This window comes from Micromonospora sp. D93 (genome assembly GCF_018070365.1).
In the GTDB taxonomy this organism is placed as follows: domain Bacteria; phylum Actinomycetota; class Actinomycetes; order Mycobacteriales; family Micromonosporaceae; genus Micromonospora; species Micromonospora ureilytica.
Window position 1 is genome coordinate 276,336 of the sequence record NZ_JAGPXW010000002.1, and the last position, 18,405, is coordinate 294,740.

Consider the following 18,405-nt stretch of genomic DNA (forward strand, 5'->3'; position numbering starts at 1 on the left):
CTGAGGGGTGGAGGGTGGGCCCGCCGACCGGTGCCGGCGCGGCCCACCCATCCGGTCACTGAACTGTGAAACCTTGTTCCTTGGCGTACTTCGCCACGTCCTCCTGGAGCCGGTCGGCAGCCTGCGAACCGGTGACGGAGCCCTTGATGATCTCGCTGACCTGTTTCTCCATGGCGTCGAGGTAGTACTGGCCGAACGGGGCGTACGCGACGCCCTTGTAGGCGTCGGCGGCGGGAAGGTAGACCTCCTTGTTCGCCTGCTGACCGTTGAAGAACGCCACCTTCAGGTCGACGAGCGCCGGGTCCTTGAGCGCCGTGAGGTTCAGCGGGAAGATGATCTGGTTGGTCCAGCCGTCGGTGAGCGACTCCTTGTCGGCGTAGAGCCCGTAGGCGACCTTCGCGGCCAGTTCCGGCTTCTTCGCCTGCTTGGTCACCGAGAAGGCCGACCCACCCCAGTTCACCTGCACCGGGTTGGCCGGATCCCACTGCGGCAGCGGCGCGACCGCGAACTTGCCGGTGTCCTGACCCTTACCGACACCCGCGCCGGTGAGGTAGCCGGGCGCCCACGCCGCCGAGATGTACGTCGCGTAGTTGCCGTTGATCACGCCGGAGATGTACTCCGGGACGAACTGGTTCTGCGTACCGACCAGGCCCTTCTTGGCGAGGCCGCCCCAGTAGTCCAGGACGTCCTTGGACGCCTGGTCGTTGAGCTTCACGCCGATCGCCTTCGGCTGCGCCGGGTCATAGGTGAAGGGCGAGGCGCCCTTCTGGATCTGCAGCGCCATGGTGAGCGCCGGGACGTTCGCGCCGAGGTCCCCGAACAGCGGGCCGCCGGCGTCCTTCACCTTCTGCGCGGCCTGCTCGTACTCGGCCCAGGTCTTCGGCGGCGTGATCTTGTACTTGTCGAAGATGTCCTTCCGGTAGATCATCGCCACCGGGCCGCCGTCGACAGGTACGCCGTAGACCTGGTCGCCGACCGACACGTCCTTCCAGGCGCCCTCGCTGTAGTTGGCCTTGACGGCGTCGAAGCCGTACTGCTTGATGTCGACCAGCGCGCCCTGGATCTGGAAGGTCGGGATCCGGTCCGCCTCGACCATGATCACGTCAGGCGCGCCGGTGCCCGCCGAGATGGCGGTCTGGAACTTGTCGTACTCGTCGCCGCCCTGGCCGACGTTGGTCCAGCAGACCTGCACGTCGTCGTGCTGCTTGTTGAAGTTGTCGACCACGAGCTGGGTGTTGGGGTACCAGCCCCACATCGTCACGACCGGCACGTTCTGCTTGGTGATGGTGTTCGTGCAATTGCTCGCGTCACTGCCGCCGTCGTCCGAGGAGCAGGCGACGAGGCCGCTCCCCGCCGCGAGCATGGCTACCGTGGCGAGTATCCGTCTTCTCTTCATTGAGATGGTTCCCTTCGGCGATGGCGGTGCACAGCATCCATCCGCTGGCGGGCGCCACCGGGGCAGGAAGACCTGCTCCCGGTGGCGTCGCCGGCGAAGGCTCCTAGCGCTTGAACAGACGGGGCGCCAGGTCGATGAGGTTCTTCTGCCACACGTCCCAGCCGTGCGGCCCGGGGGTGACCCCGTCGAACTCGTAGCGGATTCCGAGGTTGTTCAACGTGGTCAGCGATGCCATGAAGCTCGGGTACACGAAGTCGGTCTGGTCACCGACGTACAGGCGCAGCATCTTGGTGCCGTTGTTGATCGCCTCCACGTCGACGCCGGTGCCGCTGCCGAACCCGGCCGAGAACGCGGCGACGTAGGCGAACTCGCCCGGGTATGCCTTCAGCACCCCGAACGCCTGCCCGCCGCCCATCGACAGGCCGGCGAGGGCCTGCTGGGACGGATCGCTGGAGATGTGGTAGCGGGCACGGGCCGTCGGAACGATGTTCTCCCGCAACTCGCTGTTGAAGTTCGACGAGTTGCCGTTGCCCATCACGACGACCATCGGCGTGAGGTCGCCGTCGAGGAACTGATTGTCGAGGATCTGCTTGGCGCGGCCCATCTCGACCCAGTCCGTGTAGTTCTGGCCGCCGCCGTGCTGGAGGTAGAGAACGGGGTACGGCTGTGCCCGGTTCGGGTCGTACCCCGGTGGGGTCCACACCAGTGCGGTGCGGTCCTGGCCGGCCACCGTGCTGGTGTAGGTCATGCTCTCGACCTTCCCGCCACGACCGGCGGGTACGTCCGACAGCAGTCGGGCACCCGGCCCCGGGATGAGGAAGGTGCTCCACATCGGCTCGGTGGTGACGGTCGTCGGGTTCGAGGCGTCCTTGACCGCGACCCGGTCCACGATCAGCCGGTAGTAGTAGAACCAGGGCTTCAGTGGGCCCACTGTCGCCCGCCACCGGTCGCCGTCGCGGGTCAGTGGCAGTCGCAGCCAACTGCCGCCCGGCGCGACGTTCGCCCAGACCGTGACGTGCTGAGCGTCCTTGAAGGCCGTGGTGGTCTCGAAGGTGACGAACCCGTCCTCGGTGACGAAGGGCGTCGGGGTGGTGCCGGCCGGCGGCGGGGTGAACTCCCGCTTCAGCGGCTGGTGACCGGGGCTCGGCCCGTGGTCCCGCACGTGACCGAACAGTCGCGGCAGGAAGTCGACCAGGTTCTCCTGCCAGCTGGTCCAGTTCGCGCCGCCGTCCGGGTTGACCCCGTCGAACTCGAACCGGACGTCGGCTCGGTCCAACGCCTTCGTCAGCCGGTAGGTGGTGCTGTACGCGGGATCGGTGACGTTGCCCGTGTACAGGCGCAGCAGCTTGACGCCGCGGTTGATCGCCTTGGCGTCCTTCCGGTCGATCGCCGGAGCCGACGTGCCCGAGAACGAACCGACGTAACCGAACTGGCCCGGCTTGGTGAGCGCGGCCCGCAGTGCCTGCGTGCCACCGTCGGCCACGCCCGCGATCGCCTGGTGCGCCGGGTCGCGAAGGACCCGGTAGTTGTCGGCAACCGCCTTGCGGAGGTCCTTCAACTCCTTGTCGTCCGAGGCGTTGGCGTTGTTGAGCACCACCACCATCGGGCTCACGGCGCGCGCGGCCGACAGGTTGTCGAGGATCTGCTTGGATCGACCGAGGTCGAGCCAGTCGGTGGCGGCAACACCGTCACCCGACTGCAGGAAGAGCGCCGGGTAACCCTTCGGGCCCTTGGCCGCGTAACCCGGTGGCGTCCAGACCAGGGCCGAGCGCTGCGCGTTCCTGGTCCGATAGGTCAGCGTCTCGATCTTTCCGCCAGTGCCCGACGGCGCGTCGACCAGCCATCGCGCCGAGTCACCCGCGACGAGGAAGGTGCTCAGGAGCGGGTTGGACGCGACACTCGTGCTGTTCGTCGGGTCCTTGATGGTCTTGGTATCGTCTGCGGTGAGCTGGTAGCTGTACAGACCGGGCTCCAGCGCGCCGAGAACACCCGACCAGGCGTCACCTCGGCGGGTCAGACCGAACTCCGCCCAGCTGGCTGACGGGCCGAAGTTTCCCTCGACGACGACCTGCGAGACGGTGCCCAGCTTCTCCTGGACGTACGCCGCCGGGACGGTGAACGTGGCGTAGCGGTCTGCGGAGACGTCCAGCCACGGCGTGTCCGCCGCCGCCGGTTGGGGGGCGAGGAGAACCGCCGCGGTGGCGATGACGCCGGCGGTGAACGCTGCCGCGAGCCGCCGGCGCACGCCCAGACGGCGTAAACGCCCATGATACTGTTCGGTAGTCACACTCCACTCCTTTCAATGCGCCGGCAGCGGATGCGACCCGACTGACCGGCTCAGTTCAACTGTGGATCTGGCCGTGTGTGCTGCGTGCACCTCCTTCAGGCTGCTGCCACGGTCTTCGGTGGTGCGGTCGAGTTGCGCACGACGAGGCTGGTCGGAAGCACGATCTGACTCGGCTCGTCCCACTCGCCGGTCACCAGTGACTTCAGCATCCGCGCGGCCTCGTACCCGAGCTGATACATCGACTGGTCCACTGTGGTCAGACCCGGCTGGGTCAACGCCGACTCGGGGATGTTGTCGAACCCGACGACGGACAGGTCTCCCGGCACGGAGAACCCCAACTCCCTGGCGACCTCCAGAACCTTGAGGGCCATCCCGTCGCTCGCCGCGAAGATCGCCGACGGCGGGTCCGGTCGTTGCAGCAGGACGCGCGCCAGCGGAGTCGCCGACTCGGGGTTGAAATCCCCTCGGCCGATCAGCGTCGGGTCGACCGGGATGCCGGCGGTGGTCAGCGCGGCGCGGTAGCCCTCCTCCCGCGACCAGGCCGAGGCCAGGCTGTCGCGGCCGGCGATGAACCCGATGCGCCGATGGCCCAGGCCGAGCAGGTGCTCGACGGCGGTGGTGGCGCCAGCGAGGTTGTCGGAGATCACCGAGGGTGCCGTCGAGCCCCGCACCGGGTCGATGGCCACGACCGGCGTCCGGGTCCGGAAATCACCCCAGGGCGTGACGACGATGCAGCCGTCGGTGAGGGTGCCCGACAGCCGGGTCAGGTGCCGCTGCTCCCAACCCTCCGAGTACGACCCGTAGAGGTCACTGTTGGCGTAGATGATCAGATCGAAGCCCGAGCGGCTCAGCGCCTTCATCACGCCCTTGAGCACCTCTGCCGTGTACGACTGGAAGCTGTGCGCCACGAGGCCCAGAACGTTGGTGCGGCTGCGTCGAAGGCTGGTGGCCACCAGGCTCGACTCGTAGCCGAGCTGCTCGATGGCGGAGCGCACCTGAGCGACAGTGCGAGCGCTGACGCCGTAATGCCCGTTGACGACACGCGAGACGGTGGCCGTGGAAACGCCGGCAGCTCGGGCGACATCACTCATTGTTACCGGCGCATTGACTTCAATCATGCGGCTCTCTCTGGACTGCAATCGTTATCGGTTACGTTTCCAGGATGTTGCCAACGTAACCGAGAACGATTACGAACACAAGACCTCTTCACCCTTAGTCAACTGCCAGGAAGAAGGTCCTAACCGGATGCTCGCAAGGGCGCGGTTGATCCTCGGATGCCGTTGCGAATAACGCAATCGGCGGCCTCCTCCGGCGATCGAAGTGGAGTCCCGTTTTCCGCGCCGGTTCTACCCGTTGACAACAGGACGGCACACTCCGTCAAGAACCATTCCGCGACCCGGGTGAACGATCACAGCTGCCGAACTTCGGCGGTCCCGGAAAAGACCTTCGGCGTCGGCCGGTCCGGGTCGGCGGTGATCACAAAGGTGCCGGCGTGGGTATGGTCGGCAGCCGAGAAGCCGACGTACACCTCGATCTGCCCGGCCTCCACCGCGTAGGCCATGCTCCGGTCGTAGAAACCGAGCTGGCCCGTGGGGAGCGCGAACCGCACCGATACCCGCTGACCGGGGGCCGCCGCGACGCGGGCGAAGGCCTTCAACTCCAGCACCGGCCGGGTGATCGTGGCCTGCGGGTCGCGGACGTAGAGCTGCACGACCTGCTCCCCCGCCCGGTCTCCGGTGTTGGTGACCGTGACCTCGACCCCGACGCTGTCCCCGGCGCGGACCTCGGCGCTCTCCACCGCGGCGTCGTCGACGGCGAAGGAGGTGTACCCGAGGCCGTGACCGAAGACGTATCGCGGGGCGACCGGCGAGTCCACGTAGTCGCCGTGCCAGTGTGACCGCCCGCCGGACACCTTGTGGCCGTAGAAGACGGGTATCTGGCCCACGCCACGGGGGTACGAGATCGGCAGTCTGCCGCTCGGGTTCACCTCACCGAGGAGCACCTCGGCGATCGCCTGCCCCCCGGTCTCCCCCGGCAACCAGGCCATCAGCACCGCTGCGCACTCCTCGTGCAGGAAGTCGCTGCCCACCGGTCGGCCGGCGACGAGCACCGCCACGACGGGCGTGCCGGTGGCGACGACGGCACGGACCAGCTCTTCCTGCACTCCCGGCAGGTCCAGACTGGACCGGTCCCGCGACTCGCCAGTGGTGGCCCCGGGCGTCAACCCCGAGCGGTCCCCGAGGACCAGCACCGCGACGTCGGCCGCCGCGGCGGCCGCGACCGCGTCGGCGAACCCGTCCGTCGACGGATCGAGAACGTCGCAGCCCTGGGCGAAGCGCAGCCGGTCGCCCAGCCGCGCCGCCAGTTCGTCGCGCACCGTGGGGACACCGTCGGTGCTCTCGTCGATCTCCAGGTCATCCGGGATCGTCATCATCTCGCCGAGCAGGCCACGGCGTTTGCGCGCCTCGACCAACGCCTCGATGTGGGCCGCGAACGAGTAGTCGCCGAGCAGGTGTCGGGCGTCGTCGGCGTTCGGGCCGATGAGAGCGACAGTGCCTCCTCCCCCGAGCAGCGGCAGGACCCCGTCGTTCTTGAGCAGGACGAGGCTGCGACGGGCGATCTCCAGCGCCACGTCCCGGTGCCGCTCGGCGTTCGCCGCCGTCGCGGCCGCGTCCTCGTCGACGTACGGGTTCTCGAAGAGCCCGAGTTCGACCTTGTGCCGAAGGACCCGCGAGACGGCCTCGTCGAGCTGGGCCTCGCTGACCTCGCCGGCGTCCAGGGCGCGGGTGAGTGCCTCGGCGTACGCGTCAGTCGCCGGAAGCTCGACGTCCACGCCCGCGCCGAGGCCCACCGTCGCGGCCTGCTGCTTGTCCTGTGCGAAGTGGTGGTACGAGTGGAGGTCGTTGACGGCGAAGTAGTCCGACACCACGCTGCCGGTGAAGCCCCACTGCCCACGCAGGACGTCGGCGAGGAGTTCCTGGTTGGCGTGGCAGGGGACGCCGTCGAGCTCGTGGTAGCCGGCCATCACCGACTGGAGCCCGCCCTCGCGGACCGCCGCCTCGAACGGATACAGGTACACCTCGCGCAGCAGACGCGGCGGCAGATGGGCCGGCGCCCAGTTCAGCCCACCCTCGGACGCCCCGTAACCGACGAAGTGCTTGGCGGTGGCGAGGACGCCGTCGGCCAGGTCGACGCCCTGCAACCCCCGGACGAACGCCACTCCCATCCGGGACACCAGGTACGGATCCTCGCCGTAGGTCTCCTCCGTCCGGCCCCACCGTGGGTCACGCACCACGTCGAGCACCGGCGACAGGCCCTGGTGGCTTCCCATGGCGCGCATCTGTGCGCGAACGGCGTCGGCCAGCTGCCTGTTGAGTTCCGGCGCCCAGGTGCTCGCGACACCGATCGCCTGCGGGAAGATGGTCGCCTCGCGGGCCATCACCCCCGAGCAGACCTCCTCGTGCACGATGGCCGGGATCCCCAGCCGGGTCTCGGTGACCAGGAAGCGCTGGATGGCGTTGGCGGCCCGCGCCACCTGCGCGGCCTTCAGGCTTGTCGCGCCCGCGACGCGGGTCACGTGCCCCAGGCCGTGTCGAAGGATCGGCCGGGCCCGCTCGGCCGCGAACCGTCCGCCCTCCAACACTGTGAACGCCCAGGTGCTGCCCAGTTGCGCGAGTTTCTCCTCGCGGGTCATCCGGGCCAGCAGATCCGACACCCGTTCGTCGACGGACGCTGTCGCATCGGCGTAGGTCGCCTTGATCGCCGGCTCAACAGTGGTCACCCGGTCACCCCAATCACCGCGACAAGCTGGCCAGCCCAGAACATCGATCCAGGTGCCGTGTTCCCTTACGTAAACGTAATCGGTAACGTTTACATAGATCGAGAACGTAATCGAAGACGATCACCTTGTCCAGAGCTCACACTGCCTCCACCACCCCTCGGTCCCGGCGCTCGGGCAGAGATCCCGCGTCGGACCTCGCACGAAGGGAGCCAGCCCTGAACACCGACCTCGACAGCGCGCCGGAGAACGTCGTGAACACGGCCCGCTTGACCCTGGACCCCCGCCGACGCGTCGCACCGGTGCCCCGCCGGATCTTCGGCTCGTTCGTCGAACACCTGGGTCGCTGCGTCTACACCGGAATCTACGAGCCGGGGCACCCGACTGCCGACGCCGACGGCTTCCGGGGCGACGTCCTCGCGCTGGTGCGCGAGTTGGGCGTCACCACCGTGCGCTATCCGGGCGGCAACTTCGTCTCCTCCTACCGCTGGGAGGACGGCGTCGGCCCGGTCGACAAACGGCCGGCGAGGCTCGACCTCGCCTGGCACAGCCTGGAGACCAACGCGTTCGGGCTCGACGAGTTCATGCGCTGGGTCGGCAAGGCCGACGTGGACCCGATCATGGCCGTCAACCTCGGCACCCGTGGCACCGCCGAGGCAGTCGACCTGCTCGAGTACGCCAATCACCGCGGTGGGAGTCACCTCGCCGACCAGCGCCGCGACAACGGCGCGGTCGACCCGTACGGGATCAAGCTGTGGTGCCTGGGCAACGAAATGGACGGCCCGTGGCAGGTGGGCCAGCGCAGCGCGACCGAGTACGGGCGGCTCGCGGCACAGACCGCGAAGGCCATGCGCCGCTTCGATCCCGACCTCGAACTCGTCGCCTGCGGCTCCTCACACCTGGGTATGCCGACCTTCGGCAGCTGGGAGCGCGACGTGCTGACCGAGGCGTACGACGACGTCGACCTGATCTCGCTGCACGCCTACTACCAGCCGGCCGACGACGACCTGGCCAGCTTCCTCGCCTCGGCCGAGGACATGGACAGGTACATCGACGCCGTCACCGCCATCGCCGACTCGGTCGGGGCGATCCGTCGGTCGACCAAGAAGATCATGATCGCGTTCGACGAGTGGAACGTCTGGTACCAGTCCGCCGCCCCGTCCACGCCGCCCAGCGGCGAGGACTGGCCGGTCGCGCCGCCACTGCTGGAGGACCACTACAACGTGGCCGACGCGGTCGTCGTCGGTGGCCTGCTCATCAGCCTGCTGCGGCACAGCGACCGGGTGAGCGCGGCCTGCCAGGCCCAACTGGTGAACGTCATCGCACCGATCATGACCGAGCCGGGCGGCTCGGCCTGGCGCCAGACCATCTTCCACCCCTTCGCCCGCACGGCCCGGCACGCCCAGGGCACAGTGCTGGACGTGCTGCGCGAGGGCAGCACGACGACCACCGACCGCTACGGCGAGATCGACGCGGTCGACGCGGTCTCCACCTGGGACGACACCACCGGGGAGATGACCGTCTTCCTCGTCAACCGCGCCCTCGACACCCCGGCCGAGGTGACCATCGACGTCGCCGGCGCCCAGGTCAGCGACATCGTCGAGTGCGTCAGCGTCGGCGGCATCGACCTGCACGCCAAGAACACCGCCGATGGTCCGGACCACGCCGCGCCGCGCCCCAACGACACGGCACGCGGCGCCGACGCCACCGTCCAGCTGACTCTGCCGCCCGCGTCCTGGACCATGCTGCGACTGCACGCCACCGACACGACCCCGTGATCGGCTGACGCGGTCCCGGACGCGCCCCGGCCGCGCACACCCTGGGATCACCAGGGGTGCGCGGCCGGAGCTTCCCCACCACAGGGAGTACGGGGCGAGGCCGTTGTTACCGGGCGTCGACCGGGGCGCTGTGGGAGTCGTTGAAGAGCTTGTCGCCCTGGTAACGGGCGACCACCGGACCGTCCAGCTCGCCATGGACGGTCTTCTTCAGCCGGGCGACGCCGTGGTGCACCGGCGCCGACCCCAGGCGCGTGTCACCCGCGTAGAAGTCGACAGCGCCGGAGGGCGCCGACGTGCTGGTGCTGACCGCGCCAACCGTCGCGGTGGCGGTGACAGTCGTGTGGTGCGATCCGCCGGCGGGTGACGTGGTGACGTCGAGATCGGTGGTGGTGGTTCGGAAGGTCAGCGTGCGCAGGTAGTGGTTCAGCAGCGGACGCCACACGTGCCAGGTGTGCACGCCCGGCACGTTGTACTCGTCCAGCTCGACGCCGGCGGCCCGCAGGGCGGCGGCGTTACGCTGCGAGTTCTCGGCGATGTTGCCCAGGCGATCCTGGAGCCCGGTACCGATCGTGATGCCGCCGGCCACGGCCTTCATGCTGTCGATCTGCACCGGGGTGGCCGCCGGGCCGCCGGCGCTCCAGGCCGCGTGGTAGCCGAACAGGTCGGTGTGGTTGTACATGATGGTGTACGCCCGGCTGCCGCCGGCGGAGAAGCCGGCGAACGCGCGGTCCTGCGCCCGGGTCGAGACGTGGTAGTTCTGCTGCACGAACGGGAAGATGTTGTTCCGCAGTTCGTTGACGTAGCCCTCGTTGCCACCGGGCAGGCCGTTGAAGTCGGTGGACACGATCACCATGGGCTGCGCCGCCCGGTCCTTGATCGCGTTCTCCAGGATGAGGTGGGCCACGCCCTGCATCGTCCAGGCGGTCGAGTGGTCGCCGCTGCCGTGGCTCAGGTAGAGGGTCGGGTACGGCGTGGCCCGGTTGGGGTCGTAGCCGTGCGGCAGGTAGACGACGATGTCGTGGACCCCTACCGGGTTTGTCGACAGCGGTGAGGTGTACCGCCGCGACTCCAGCCGGCCGACCCTGGCGACCGGCGCCTGGTAGCCGGTGTCGTACGTCGGGAACTTCCTGCTGGCCGGCACGTAGATCGTGCTGCGGACCGCGCCGGGCGCTCCCGGGTACTGCGGCTGGATCTGCCAGCGGTTGGCGGGGTCGTCGTGCAGGGCACAGCCGGTCGCGAGCTCGTTGACGCAGTCGTGGGTGAAGGCGTAGCGGAAGGTGCCCGCCGGCAGCGGAGTGGTGAAGGTCCAGACGCCGTCGGGGCCCTTCCGCATGGCCTGGATGTGCCACGGGGTGGCCGCGACGTCGCCGGGCTGCCACTCGGCGGGCGGTCGCGCGTCGCCGCAGTCCTGGCAGGGAATGTTCTCCGGTCGGGAGTAGAACCAGTCGCCGTAGACGTGGACCTGTTGGACATCCTCGGGCGCCCGGTACCGGAAGGTGACGGTGTAGCCGGTCGGCGGCTTCTCGGTGCGGGTGACTGTCGGGCCCAGGGGTGCGGGCGGTGCGGCCGAGGCCGCCGGCGCGGCGAGCGTCCCGGCCGTGACGGTGATGGCGGCGAGCAGCGCGAGCATCAGCCGGCGTCTGCGTGCCAGCAGCAGGGGACGGGGAGGTGCGACGGGCATGTTCCTGCTCCCTCTTCGGCGTGTGGTCAGACCGCACCGAGCGGCCGACCGACCATTCGATGGTGAGGTGAAGGGATACCAGTAACGAGCGATGCAGCAATGCGAGCGCTAACATCGTTCCCTGTCGAAAACCAAACCACGAATCGCATTGACGGTCAAGGCAGGTCCGTAAGTCGAATCAAATATTGCGTGGAAAACAATTCGGGCGCGCTTCAGCGGCGCCACGACGACTGGCGCGCGAATTCTCTGTCAGGTCAATTTTGTCGAGGAATTCGCGCGCCAGTCGCAGGTGGCCCGGAAACGCACCCGGGAGAGACCGGCAGCCGCGGTTATTCGACCGCTGGCTGCAACCTCCCATCGACTCGCCGGGAAATGGCGGTGTACTCGTCGCGCAACTCCTCGGGAAGGACCCAGGCCGGGGCGTCCTGCCACGCCAGCGGGCGGAGGAACCGGCGGATCGACGTGGCACCCACCGACGTGTGCACGGCGTTTGTCGACGGCCACGGTCCGCCGTGGTGCTGGGCCCACGACACCCGTACGCCCGTGGGATAGCCGTCGAAGACGATGCGACCCGCGCGGGCGGCGAGCACGTCGACAAGCCCGCGTACGACGTCGGCGTCGTCGCCCGGTCCGCGGTGCAGCGAACCGGTCAGCGACGGCGGGACGGTGGCCAGCGCGGCGTCGAGGTCGGCGGCGTCGTCGTAGCGGACCACGATCAGAAGCGGGCCGAAGCACTCGTCGGCGATCTCGGCGGTCAGACCGGCGAGGCCGACCTCCAGGAGAGCCGGAGCCACTGTGAAGCCCGCTCCCTGCTCGACAGCGGGTCGCGCCGAGACCCGAGCGCCGGCCCGCTCGAACTCCGTGGCCCGGCTCTCGTACGCGTCACGGATGCGCTCGTTGAGCAGGACCGTGCCACCCGACGCGTCGACTCTCGCCCGCAGCGCCTCGACCAGGCGGTCACCACCCGGGTCAGACGGAATGAACGCCAGGCCGGGCTTGGTGCACAGCTGGCCGCCCGAGTTCGTGAAGGAGCCGAACAACCCCTCGGCGATCTGGTCTCCCCGGGCGGCGGCCGCGTCGGGCAGTACAACGATCGGGTTCACGCTGCTCAGTTCGGCGTACAGGGGAATCGGGTCGGGCCGTTCGTCGATGGCCGCCTGGATGGCGCGGGCGGCGTTGACCGAGCCGGTCAGGGCGGCCGCGCGGATCGCCGGGTGACGCACCAGCGAGCGACCGGCCTGCTCCCCGTACACGGTCGCGACGACACCCTCGGGCCCGCCGAGGTCGCGGACCGCCGACTCGATCGCGGCGGCGGAGGCGTGCGAGGTCAACGGGTGGGACGGGTGGGCCTTCAGGATCGTCGGACACCCGGCGGCGAGCGCCGCGGCCGTGTCACCGCCGGCGACCGAGAAGGCGAACGGGAAGTTGCTGGCCCCGAAGACGGCGACCGGCCCGAGGGGGACGAGCATCCGCCGCAGGTCCGGGCCGCGACCGAGTGGCGTGTCGGCGGCGTGGTCGATGGTCGCCTCGACGTACGCCCCGTCGCGCAGCACCTCGCCGAACATCCGGAACTGCAGCGCCGCCCGGGTGAGTTCCCCGTCGAGTCGCGCGTGGCTCAGCCCGGTCTCCGCCTCGGCGGCGGCGACCAGGTCCACCCGACGGGACTCCAGCGACGCGGCGATGGCGTCCAGCAGCTCCGCGCGGCCGAACCTCCCGCGCGCGGCCAGCCACTGCGCCGCCGGGGACGTCTGACCGGCGATCACCTCCAGCCGAGACTCGTCGGTCTCGGTAAGCTCCGTCTCGCGACGCTTACCGTCGCGCGGATCGACAGTGATGACCACGTTCACAGCAGTCCTCTCCTCACCAGATTGCCCATGAGATCGCGGACGCCGAAGTGCCAGGGCTCGCACTCCTCCGCGTGCCGCACCCGGTTGGCCAGGGTGCCAAGTGCCGGGCAGCTGATCCGTACCACGTCGTCGACCTTGTGGGTGAAGCCCTCACCGGGGCGGTCCCGGTCCTGGATGGGCGCGAACATCGTGCCGAGCATCAGGGCGGCGCCGTCGGGATAGTGATGGTGCGGCCCGATCAGCTGCCGGACCAGTTCCTCCGGAGCACGCGACATCTGGGTCATCTCCGAGACCGCCTCCAGGTGGAAGCCGTCCACGCCGCGAACCTCCAGGCGCACCTCGAGTTCGCGTACCTGATCCATGCCGAACCGGTCGTCGAAGAGCCGGATCAGGGGGCCGAGGGCGCAGGAGGCGTTGTTGTCCTTCGCCAGGGGAAGCAGGAGCGCCGAGCGGCCCTCGATGTCGCGCAGGTTCACGTCGTTGCCGAGGGTGGCGCCGACGATCCGGCCGCTGGACTGGACGATCAGCGTGACCTCGGGTTCCGGGTTGTTCCAGGTCGACGCGGCGAGCACCCCGACGGGAACGGCGGTGCCGACGGCGGAGAGGATCTGTCCCTTGGTGAAGATCTCGGCGTCCGGGCCGATCCCCACCTCCAGGTACTGACTCCACATGCCCTCGGCGACCAGCAGAACCTTGAGCCGATCCGCCTCGGGCGAGCCCGCCTCCAGGCTGTGCAGGTCGACACCGACGTCGGCGAGCATGCGCTGCCGAATGTCCGCCGCCAGTGCCAGGTCTCCCCGCGCCCGTTCCTCGATAACCCGTTCGATCATCGAGACCGGGAAGGTCACGCCGGCGGCCTTGAGCGCCTGGAGGTCGACCGGGGCGAGCAGCCAGGGGCGACCACGGTCGCGGGTGGCGGCCCCCGTGTTGGCCAGGATCTCCCCGAAGTCGCCCACCCTCGGCCCGTCCAGCCGGGCCACCGTCGCTGCGGGATCGGGCAGCTCACAGATGTCGCGGACGGTCGGGAACCGGTGGCTGATGTCGATGACCTCGCCGTCGCGAACGGTCACCGGCGAGGGGCCGTCGCCGGACGGGTCCCAGATCCGGCCGATGAGGACGCTGTCGGGGTCGTCCGGCAACGCCTCGGCGGCGGTACCGGCCCAGTCCGCACCCGCGGCCGACCCCCGGGGCCGTGGCACCGTCATGAGTCGCTCTCCAGGTTGAAGAAGGACCGCTCGTCGCGGGGACGGATGTCGTACACGGCGTCCTGGAACATCCGCAGCGGGTGCGGTGTGAACGGGTGCCGCTCGATCGCTGTGAGATCCACCTCGATGCCCAGGCCGACCCCGGTCGGGATGAGGATGTCACCGTCGTCGGTCAGCACCAGCCGCTCGTTGGTGATCTCGGGACGCCAGGGCACGTCGGTCGCCATGATCTCCAGGTACCGGAAGTTGGGCAGCGTCGCCCCGAGTTGCAGCGTCGCGGCCGTGCTGAGTGGACCGCTCGGGTTGTGCGGCGCGAAGCCCACGTAGCTGGTCGCGGCGAGCGTGGAGATGAAGGCCAATTCGGCGATCCCGCCGGCGTGCGTGACGTCGGGCTGGACGAAGTCGACGGCCTGGCGGGCCAGTGCCGGCGCGAAGCCCTGCCGGCCGTACCACCGCTCCCCCGCGGCGATCGGCACCGGCGACGCGCGACGGATGTCGACGAGCGCGTCGAGGTTGTCCGGTGGGCAGGGCTCCTCGAACCACACCGGGTCGAACTGGGCGATCTCGTTGGCGACCTTGATGGCGTGGCGGACGTCGAAGCGGCCGTGCCCCTCGACGAACAACTCGACATCGCGGCCCACCGCCTGACGGACGGCGTCGATCTGGGCGAGCACCCGGTCCAACTGTGCGGTGGTGATGGTCAGGTCGTAGTTCTCGAACGGGTCCCACTTGAGGCCCCGGAAGCCCGACTCCACGGTCCGGCGCGCGGCGGCCGCGTAGTCCTCGGGTGTGACGGCGCCGGAGAACCAACCATTCGCGTACGCGCGGACCCGATCGCGGGTCGCGCCGCCGAGAAGCCGGGAGACCGGTACGCCGAGCTCACGCGCCGAGATGTCCCACAGGGCCATCTCCAGCGAGCTCAACGCGGTCATGATGACCGGTCCGCCGCGCCAGTACCAGTCCCGCGCGGTCTCGTAGAGGATCTTCGAGATGCTTGTGGGATCCAGCCCCACCACCGCCTCGGCCAGCTCGGCGATGGCACCCTGGACGGCGCGTTCCTTGCCCTCCAGGGTGGCCTCACCGAGCCCGATGATGCCCTCGTCGGTGTGGACGCGCACGATCACGAGGTTCGTGCGGTAGAAGTCGACGACAAGTGTGTCGACAGAGACGATCTTCATTTTTCGGCTCAACCCTTCACCGCACCGGCGGTCATGCCGGACACCACGTACTTCTGGACCAACAGGTAGAAGGCGACGGCGGGCAGTGTGAACAGGAAGGCGACAGCCATCACCGTCTGGATCGGTGTACCCAGTTCGCCGATGAAGTTCGCGATGCCGACGGAGGCGGGTTGCAGATCGGGGTTGAAGATGAACGTCACAGCGAACACGTACTCGTTCCAGGCGTGGAAGAAGGCGATGACCGCGGTGGCCGCGATCGACGGCGCGATGAGCGGCACGTTGATGCGGGTCAGGGTGGTGAAGGGCCGGGCGCCGTCGGCGCGCGCGGCTTCCTCCAGCTCCTTCGGGATGCCGTCGATGGCGCCCTTGAGGATCAGCGCGACGATCGGCAGGACGAAGGCAGAGTTCACCAGGACGAGGCCGGTGAGCGAGTCGAGCAGTTCGAAACGGCGGAACAGCGCGAACAGCGGGACGACCATGAGCGCCTCGGGGAGCATCTGCGTGAACAGCAGCACGACGGTCAGCACGGCCTTGCCCCAGAACGAGAACCGGGACAGCGCGTAACCGAGCGGGATGCCCAGACCGACGGAGAGGACCATCGTGCCGACGGCGATGATCAGGCTGTTGAACAGCCACCCGGCCGCCTTGCCCTCGGCCAGCGCATCCACGAAGACCCCGAACTGACCGAGGTCCGGCGTGAGCCGGGGCTGATCGGCGAAGAGGTCGCTGTTGCTGGACAGCGCCGTGACGAACATCCAGTACAGCGGGAACACCGCGACACCCAGTACGACGAGCACGGCGACGATCCGTGCGGTGACACCGAAACGGAAGCGCCTCATCGGACGTCCCCCTTCTCCACGGCACGGGCGACCAGGCGGCTGCCGATGATGACGATGAGCGAGATGACGACGCCGACCATTCCGATGGCCGCCGCCGATCCGAGTTCCTTCGAGTCGAACGCCTGCGAGTAGAGGTCGATGACGAGCGTCTCGGTGGCTCCGACCGGCCCGCCCTTGGTCATCAGCCAGATCAGCTCGAACCGCCGCAGCGACCAGATCGTCATCAGCAGCGCCAGCAGGCCCACTGTCGGCCTGATGACCTGCCAGGTGACGGCCCGGAAGGTGGCCCATCGTCCCGCGCCGTCCACTGTCGCGGCCTCGTTGAGATCCTGGGGAACGGACTGCAGTGCGGAGAGCAGCACCACGGACGTGAACGGGAACAGCTGCCAGATGGTCGTCGCGAGCACCGCCGGAAGCGCGTAGCGCGAGCTGTCCAGGATGGCGCCGCCGGGCACACCGAGTCCCACGGCGTCGAGGAAGCGGTTCACGATGCCGTACTGCGCGTTGAGCATCCAGGTGGCGATGAGCGCGACCGCGATGCCCGGAGCGGCCCAGGGGACGGTCACCAGCGCCCGAGCCACGCCACGGCCCCGAAACTTCTTGTTGAGCAGGAGCGCGACGCCGAGTCCGGCGCCGATCGCGACGACCACACAGGTGATCACGTAGACGACGGTGATCAGCAGGGTGCGATGGAATTCCGGGTCGCCGAATATCCGGTTGAAGTTGTCGAGCCCGACCCACTCGCTGCGGGTGGGGTTGAGCAGCCTCGTCCTGGTGAAGCTGAGGTACACCTCCTGGACGAGGGGTACCGCCTGGAAGACGAGGATGAACAGGGCCGCGGGGGCCAGGAACAGGTACGGCGTCCACTTGCTGCCCAACGGGCTGGGCCGACGCCGGGGCCGGCGTGGGGGTGTTGTCTTCGGTACTCCGGTCTGCTCGACCACAGTCATCGGGTTTGATCCTTCCGGGGGGAAGGACGCTGCCGGCGCACGAACCGTCGCGCCGGCAGCGTCGCCGTGTCGAGCTGTCAGCGGACCAGTTCGGTCGCCTGCTGCTGGGCACGATCCAGCGCCGACTTGAGGTCGGCCTTGCCCTGCAGTGCCGCGACCACGTTCTGCACGACCACCTTGCGGATGTCCGGCGTCTTGGCCTCGAATCCCAGCACGATCTGCGGCAGGCTGGTCTCGGTGAGTCCGTCGAAGACGGGGAGGAACGGGGTCGCCTTGAGGGACTCCGCGCTGCGCTGCGTGGTGGTGGCGACGCTGCTCGCGCCGAGGATCTCCTGCAGCTTGACCTGGTTCTGCGGCTCCAGCGCCCACTTGATGAAGGTGCCGGCCTCGTCCTTGCCCTCGCTCGCCTCGTTGATCACGATCGGTGCGAGGATCGCGCCCTGCTTGCGGACCGGGAACGGGATGGGCGCGACGTTGAAGTTGAGCTTCGCGTTCTGGCCGCGCGTGGCGGTCACGTAGCCGCCGTTGTTGAGTTCCATCCCGACCTTGCCCTCGGCGAACATCCGCCGGAACGTCGCCGCGTCGGCGCCGCGCGGGATCACGTTCGCGTCGTACAGGTCCTTGAACGCCTGCAGGCCCTTGAGGTTCTCGGGCGAGTTGATCGTCAGGTTCTTACCGTCGGACCACGCGCCACCGAAGCCGTAGACGTAGTTGAAGATGTCCTGCCAGACGCCGGCCTCCTCGGCCTCCGTCTGGCGGAACGCCAAGCCGAAGACGTCACCCTTGGTCAGCGACTTCGCGGTGGAGGTGAACTGCTCGTAGGTGGTCGGCGGCGTCGGGATCAGGTCCGCGTTGTAGAACATCGCGTAGTTCGACGCCTCGAAGATGACGCCGTGCCGGACACCGTCGTGGACCATGAACTGGTCCGGCTGCTTGAGCAGGTCGTACTTGCCGGCGTCGATCACCTTGTCCAGCGGCGCGACGAGGCCGGCGTCCGAGGCCGCCTCGAACTCGGGCATGTCGAAGCGGACGAGGTCGGGGCCCTTGCCGCTGCCCATCTGAGTGAGCACGGTCTGGCCGAAGGTCGGGTACGGCACCGCGGCGGCGGACACCTGGACCTTGGTCTGGCTCTGATTGAACTCGTCGAGCCACTTCGTCAGAAGGGGCCCGCGGCCCGGGTCGCCGAAGGTCGAGGCGGCGAAGGTCAGTTTGGTGACGCCGTCGCCGGAGTCACCGTCGGAACCGCAACCGGTCAAGAGAGTGGCGACCAGGCCGAGGGCACATGTCGCCCTGGCGATGCCGAAACGAGCGCGCTGATTACCCATCGTTACTCCACTGTTACAAGTTGGTGTCGAGCGGATGAAATTGCAACGATCGTAGCGCCATGTGCAACGGTGTCAAGTGGCGATTGCGTATCGCGTCATCTATATTGCATAATGTGCAATGAGAGCGGCGGCGCTGCCCGT

At 68.6% G+C, this 18,405-nt stretch carries 12 protein-coding genes; 1 reads left to right on the plus strand and 11 read right to left on the minus strand.

Annotation, left to right across the window (positions count from 1 at the left end; genetic code table 11):
- Positions 1-55 precede the first annotated feature (55 nt).
- The 4 genes from KBX71_RS03415 to KBX71_RS03430 all read right to left on the minus strand — a co-directional run bounded on the left by KBX71_RS03415 (position 56) and on the right by KBX71_RS03430 (position 7,464).
- Entirely contained in the window at positions 56-1,396 is a 1,341-nt protein-coding gene (locus tag KBX71_RS03415; RefSeq protein WP_124819274.1) for an ABC transporter substrate-binding protein, read from the minus strand.
- 103 nt (positions 1,397-1,499) lie between these two features.
- Positions 1,500-3,641, minus strand: a complete 2,142-nt coding sequence (locus KBX71_RS03420; RefSeq protein ID WP_307846945.1) for an alpha/beta hydrolase-fold protein — start codon at positions 3,639-3,641, stop codon at positions 1,500-1,502.
- 137 nt (positions 3,642-3,778) lie between these two features.
- Positions 3,779-4,801, minus strand: a complete 1,023-nt coding sequence (locus tag KBX71_RS03425) for a LacI family DNA-binding transcriptional regulator (RefSeq protein ID WP_210816471.1) — start codon at positions 4,799-4,801, stop codon at positions 3,779-3,781.
- A gap of 290 nt (positions 4,802-5,091) precedes the next feature.
- Positions 5,092-7,464 (minus strand): glycoside hydrolase family 3 N-terminal domain-containing protein, encoded by a 2,373-nt coding sequence (locus tag KBX71_RS03430; RefSeq protein WP_210816472.1) that lies wholly within the window; start codon positions 7,462-7,464, stop codon positions 5,092-5,094.
- 251 nt (positions 7,465-7,715) lie between these two features.
- Between KBX71_RS03430 and KBX71_RS03435 the strand changes: the two genes are divergently transcribed.
- Positions 7,716-9,239: an alpha-N-arabinofuranosidase gene (locus KBX71_RS03435; RefSeq protein WP_210816473.1), complete on the plus strand. Its 1,524-nt coding sequence runs from the start codon at positions 7,716-7,718 to the stop codon at positions 9,237-9,239.
- A gap of 106 nt (positions 9,240-9,345) precedes the next feature.
- Here the strand turns inward: KBX71_RS03435 and KBX71_RS03440 are convergent, their stop codons facing one another.
- The 7 genes from KBX71_RS03440 to KBX71_RS03470 all read right to left on the minus strand — a co-directional run bounded on the left by KBX71_RS03440 (position 9,346) and on the right by KBX71_RS03470 (position 18,264).
- On the minus strand, positions 9,346-10,920 hold the full coding sequence (locus tag KBX71_RS03440) for an alpha/beta hydrolase-fold protein (RefSeq protein ID WP_210816474.1): 1,575 nt from the start codon (positions 10,918-10,920) through the stop codon (positions 9,346-9,348).
- Positions 10,921-11,249: 329 nt separating this feature from the next.
- Positions 11,250-12,767: an aldehyde dehydrogenase family protein gene (locus tag KBX71_RS03445; protein ID WP_210816475.1), complete on the minus strand. Its 1,518-nt coding sequence runs from the start codon at positions 12,765-12,767 to the stop codon at positions 11,250-11,252.
- Complete coding sequence (locus tag KBX71_RS03450; RefSeq protein ID WP_210816476.1) at positions 12,764-13,972, minus strand: fumarylacetoacetate hydrolase family protein; 1,209 nt, start codon at positions 13,970-13,972, stop codon at positions 12,764-12,766. The genes KBX71_RS03445 and KBX71_RS03450 overlap by 4 nt, the downstream gene beginning before the upstream one ends.
- Positions 13,969-15,150 carry a mandelate racemase/muconate lactonizing enzyme family protein gene (locus KBX71_RS03455; protein WP_210816477.1) on the minus strand — a complete coding sequence of 394 codons (1,182 nt, stop codon included), beginning with the start codon at positions 15,148-15,150 and terminating at the stop codon, positions 13,969-13,971. The genes KBX71_RS03450 and KBX71_RS03455 overlap by 4 nt, the downstream gene beginning before the upstream one ends.
- 8 nt (positions 15,151-15,158) lie before the next feature.
- Complete coding sequence (locus tag KBX71_RS03460) at positions 15,159-15,989, minus strand: carbohydrate ABC transporter permease (protein WP_210816478.1); 831 nt, start codon at positions 15,987-15,989, stop codon at positions 15,159-15,161.
- On the minus strand, positions 15,986-16,939 hold the full coding sequence (locus KBX71_RS03465; RefSeq protein WP_210816479.1) for a carbohydrate ABC transporter permease: 954 nt from the start codon (positions 16,937-16,939) through the stop codon (positions 15,986-15,988). Before KBX71_RS03465 ends, KBX71_RS03460 begins: the two co-directional genes overlap by 4 nt.
- 77 nt (positions 16,940-17,016) lie before the next feature.
- A complete protein-coding gene (locus tag KBX71_RS03470) occupies positions 17,017-18,264 on the minus strand; it encodes a sugar ABC transporter substrate-binding protein (RefSeq protein ID WP_210816480.1) in 1,248 nt (415 codons plus the stop codon).
- Positions 18,265-18,405: the final 141 nt, after the last annotated feature.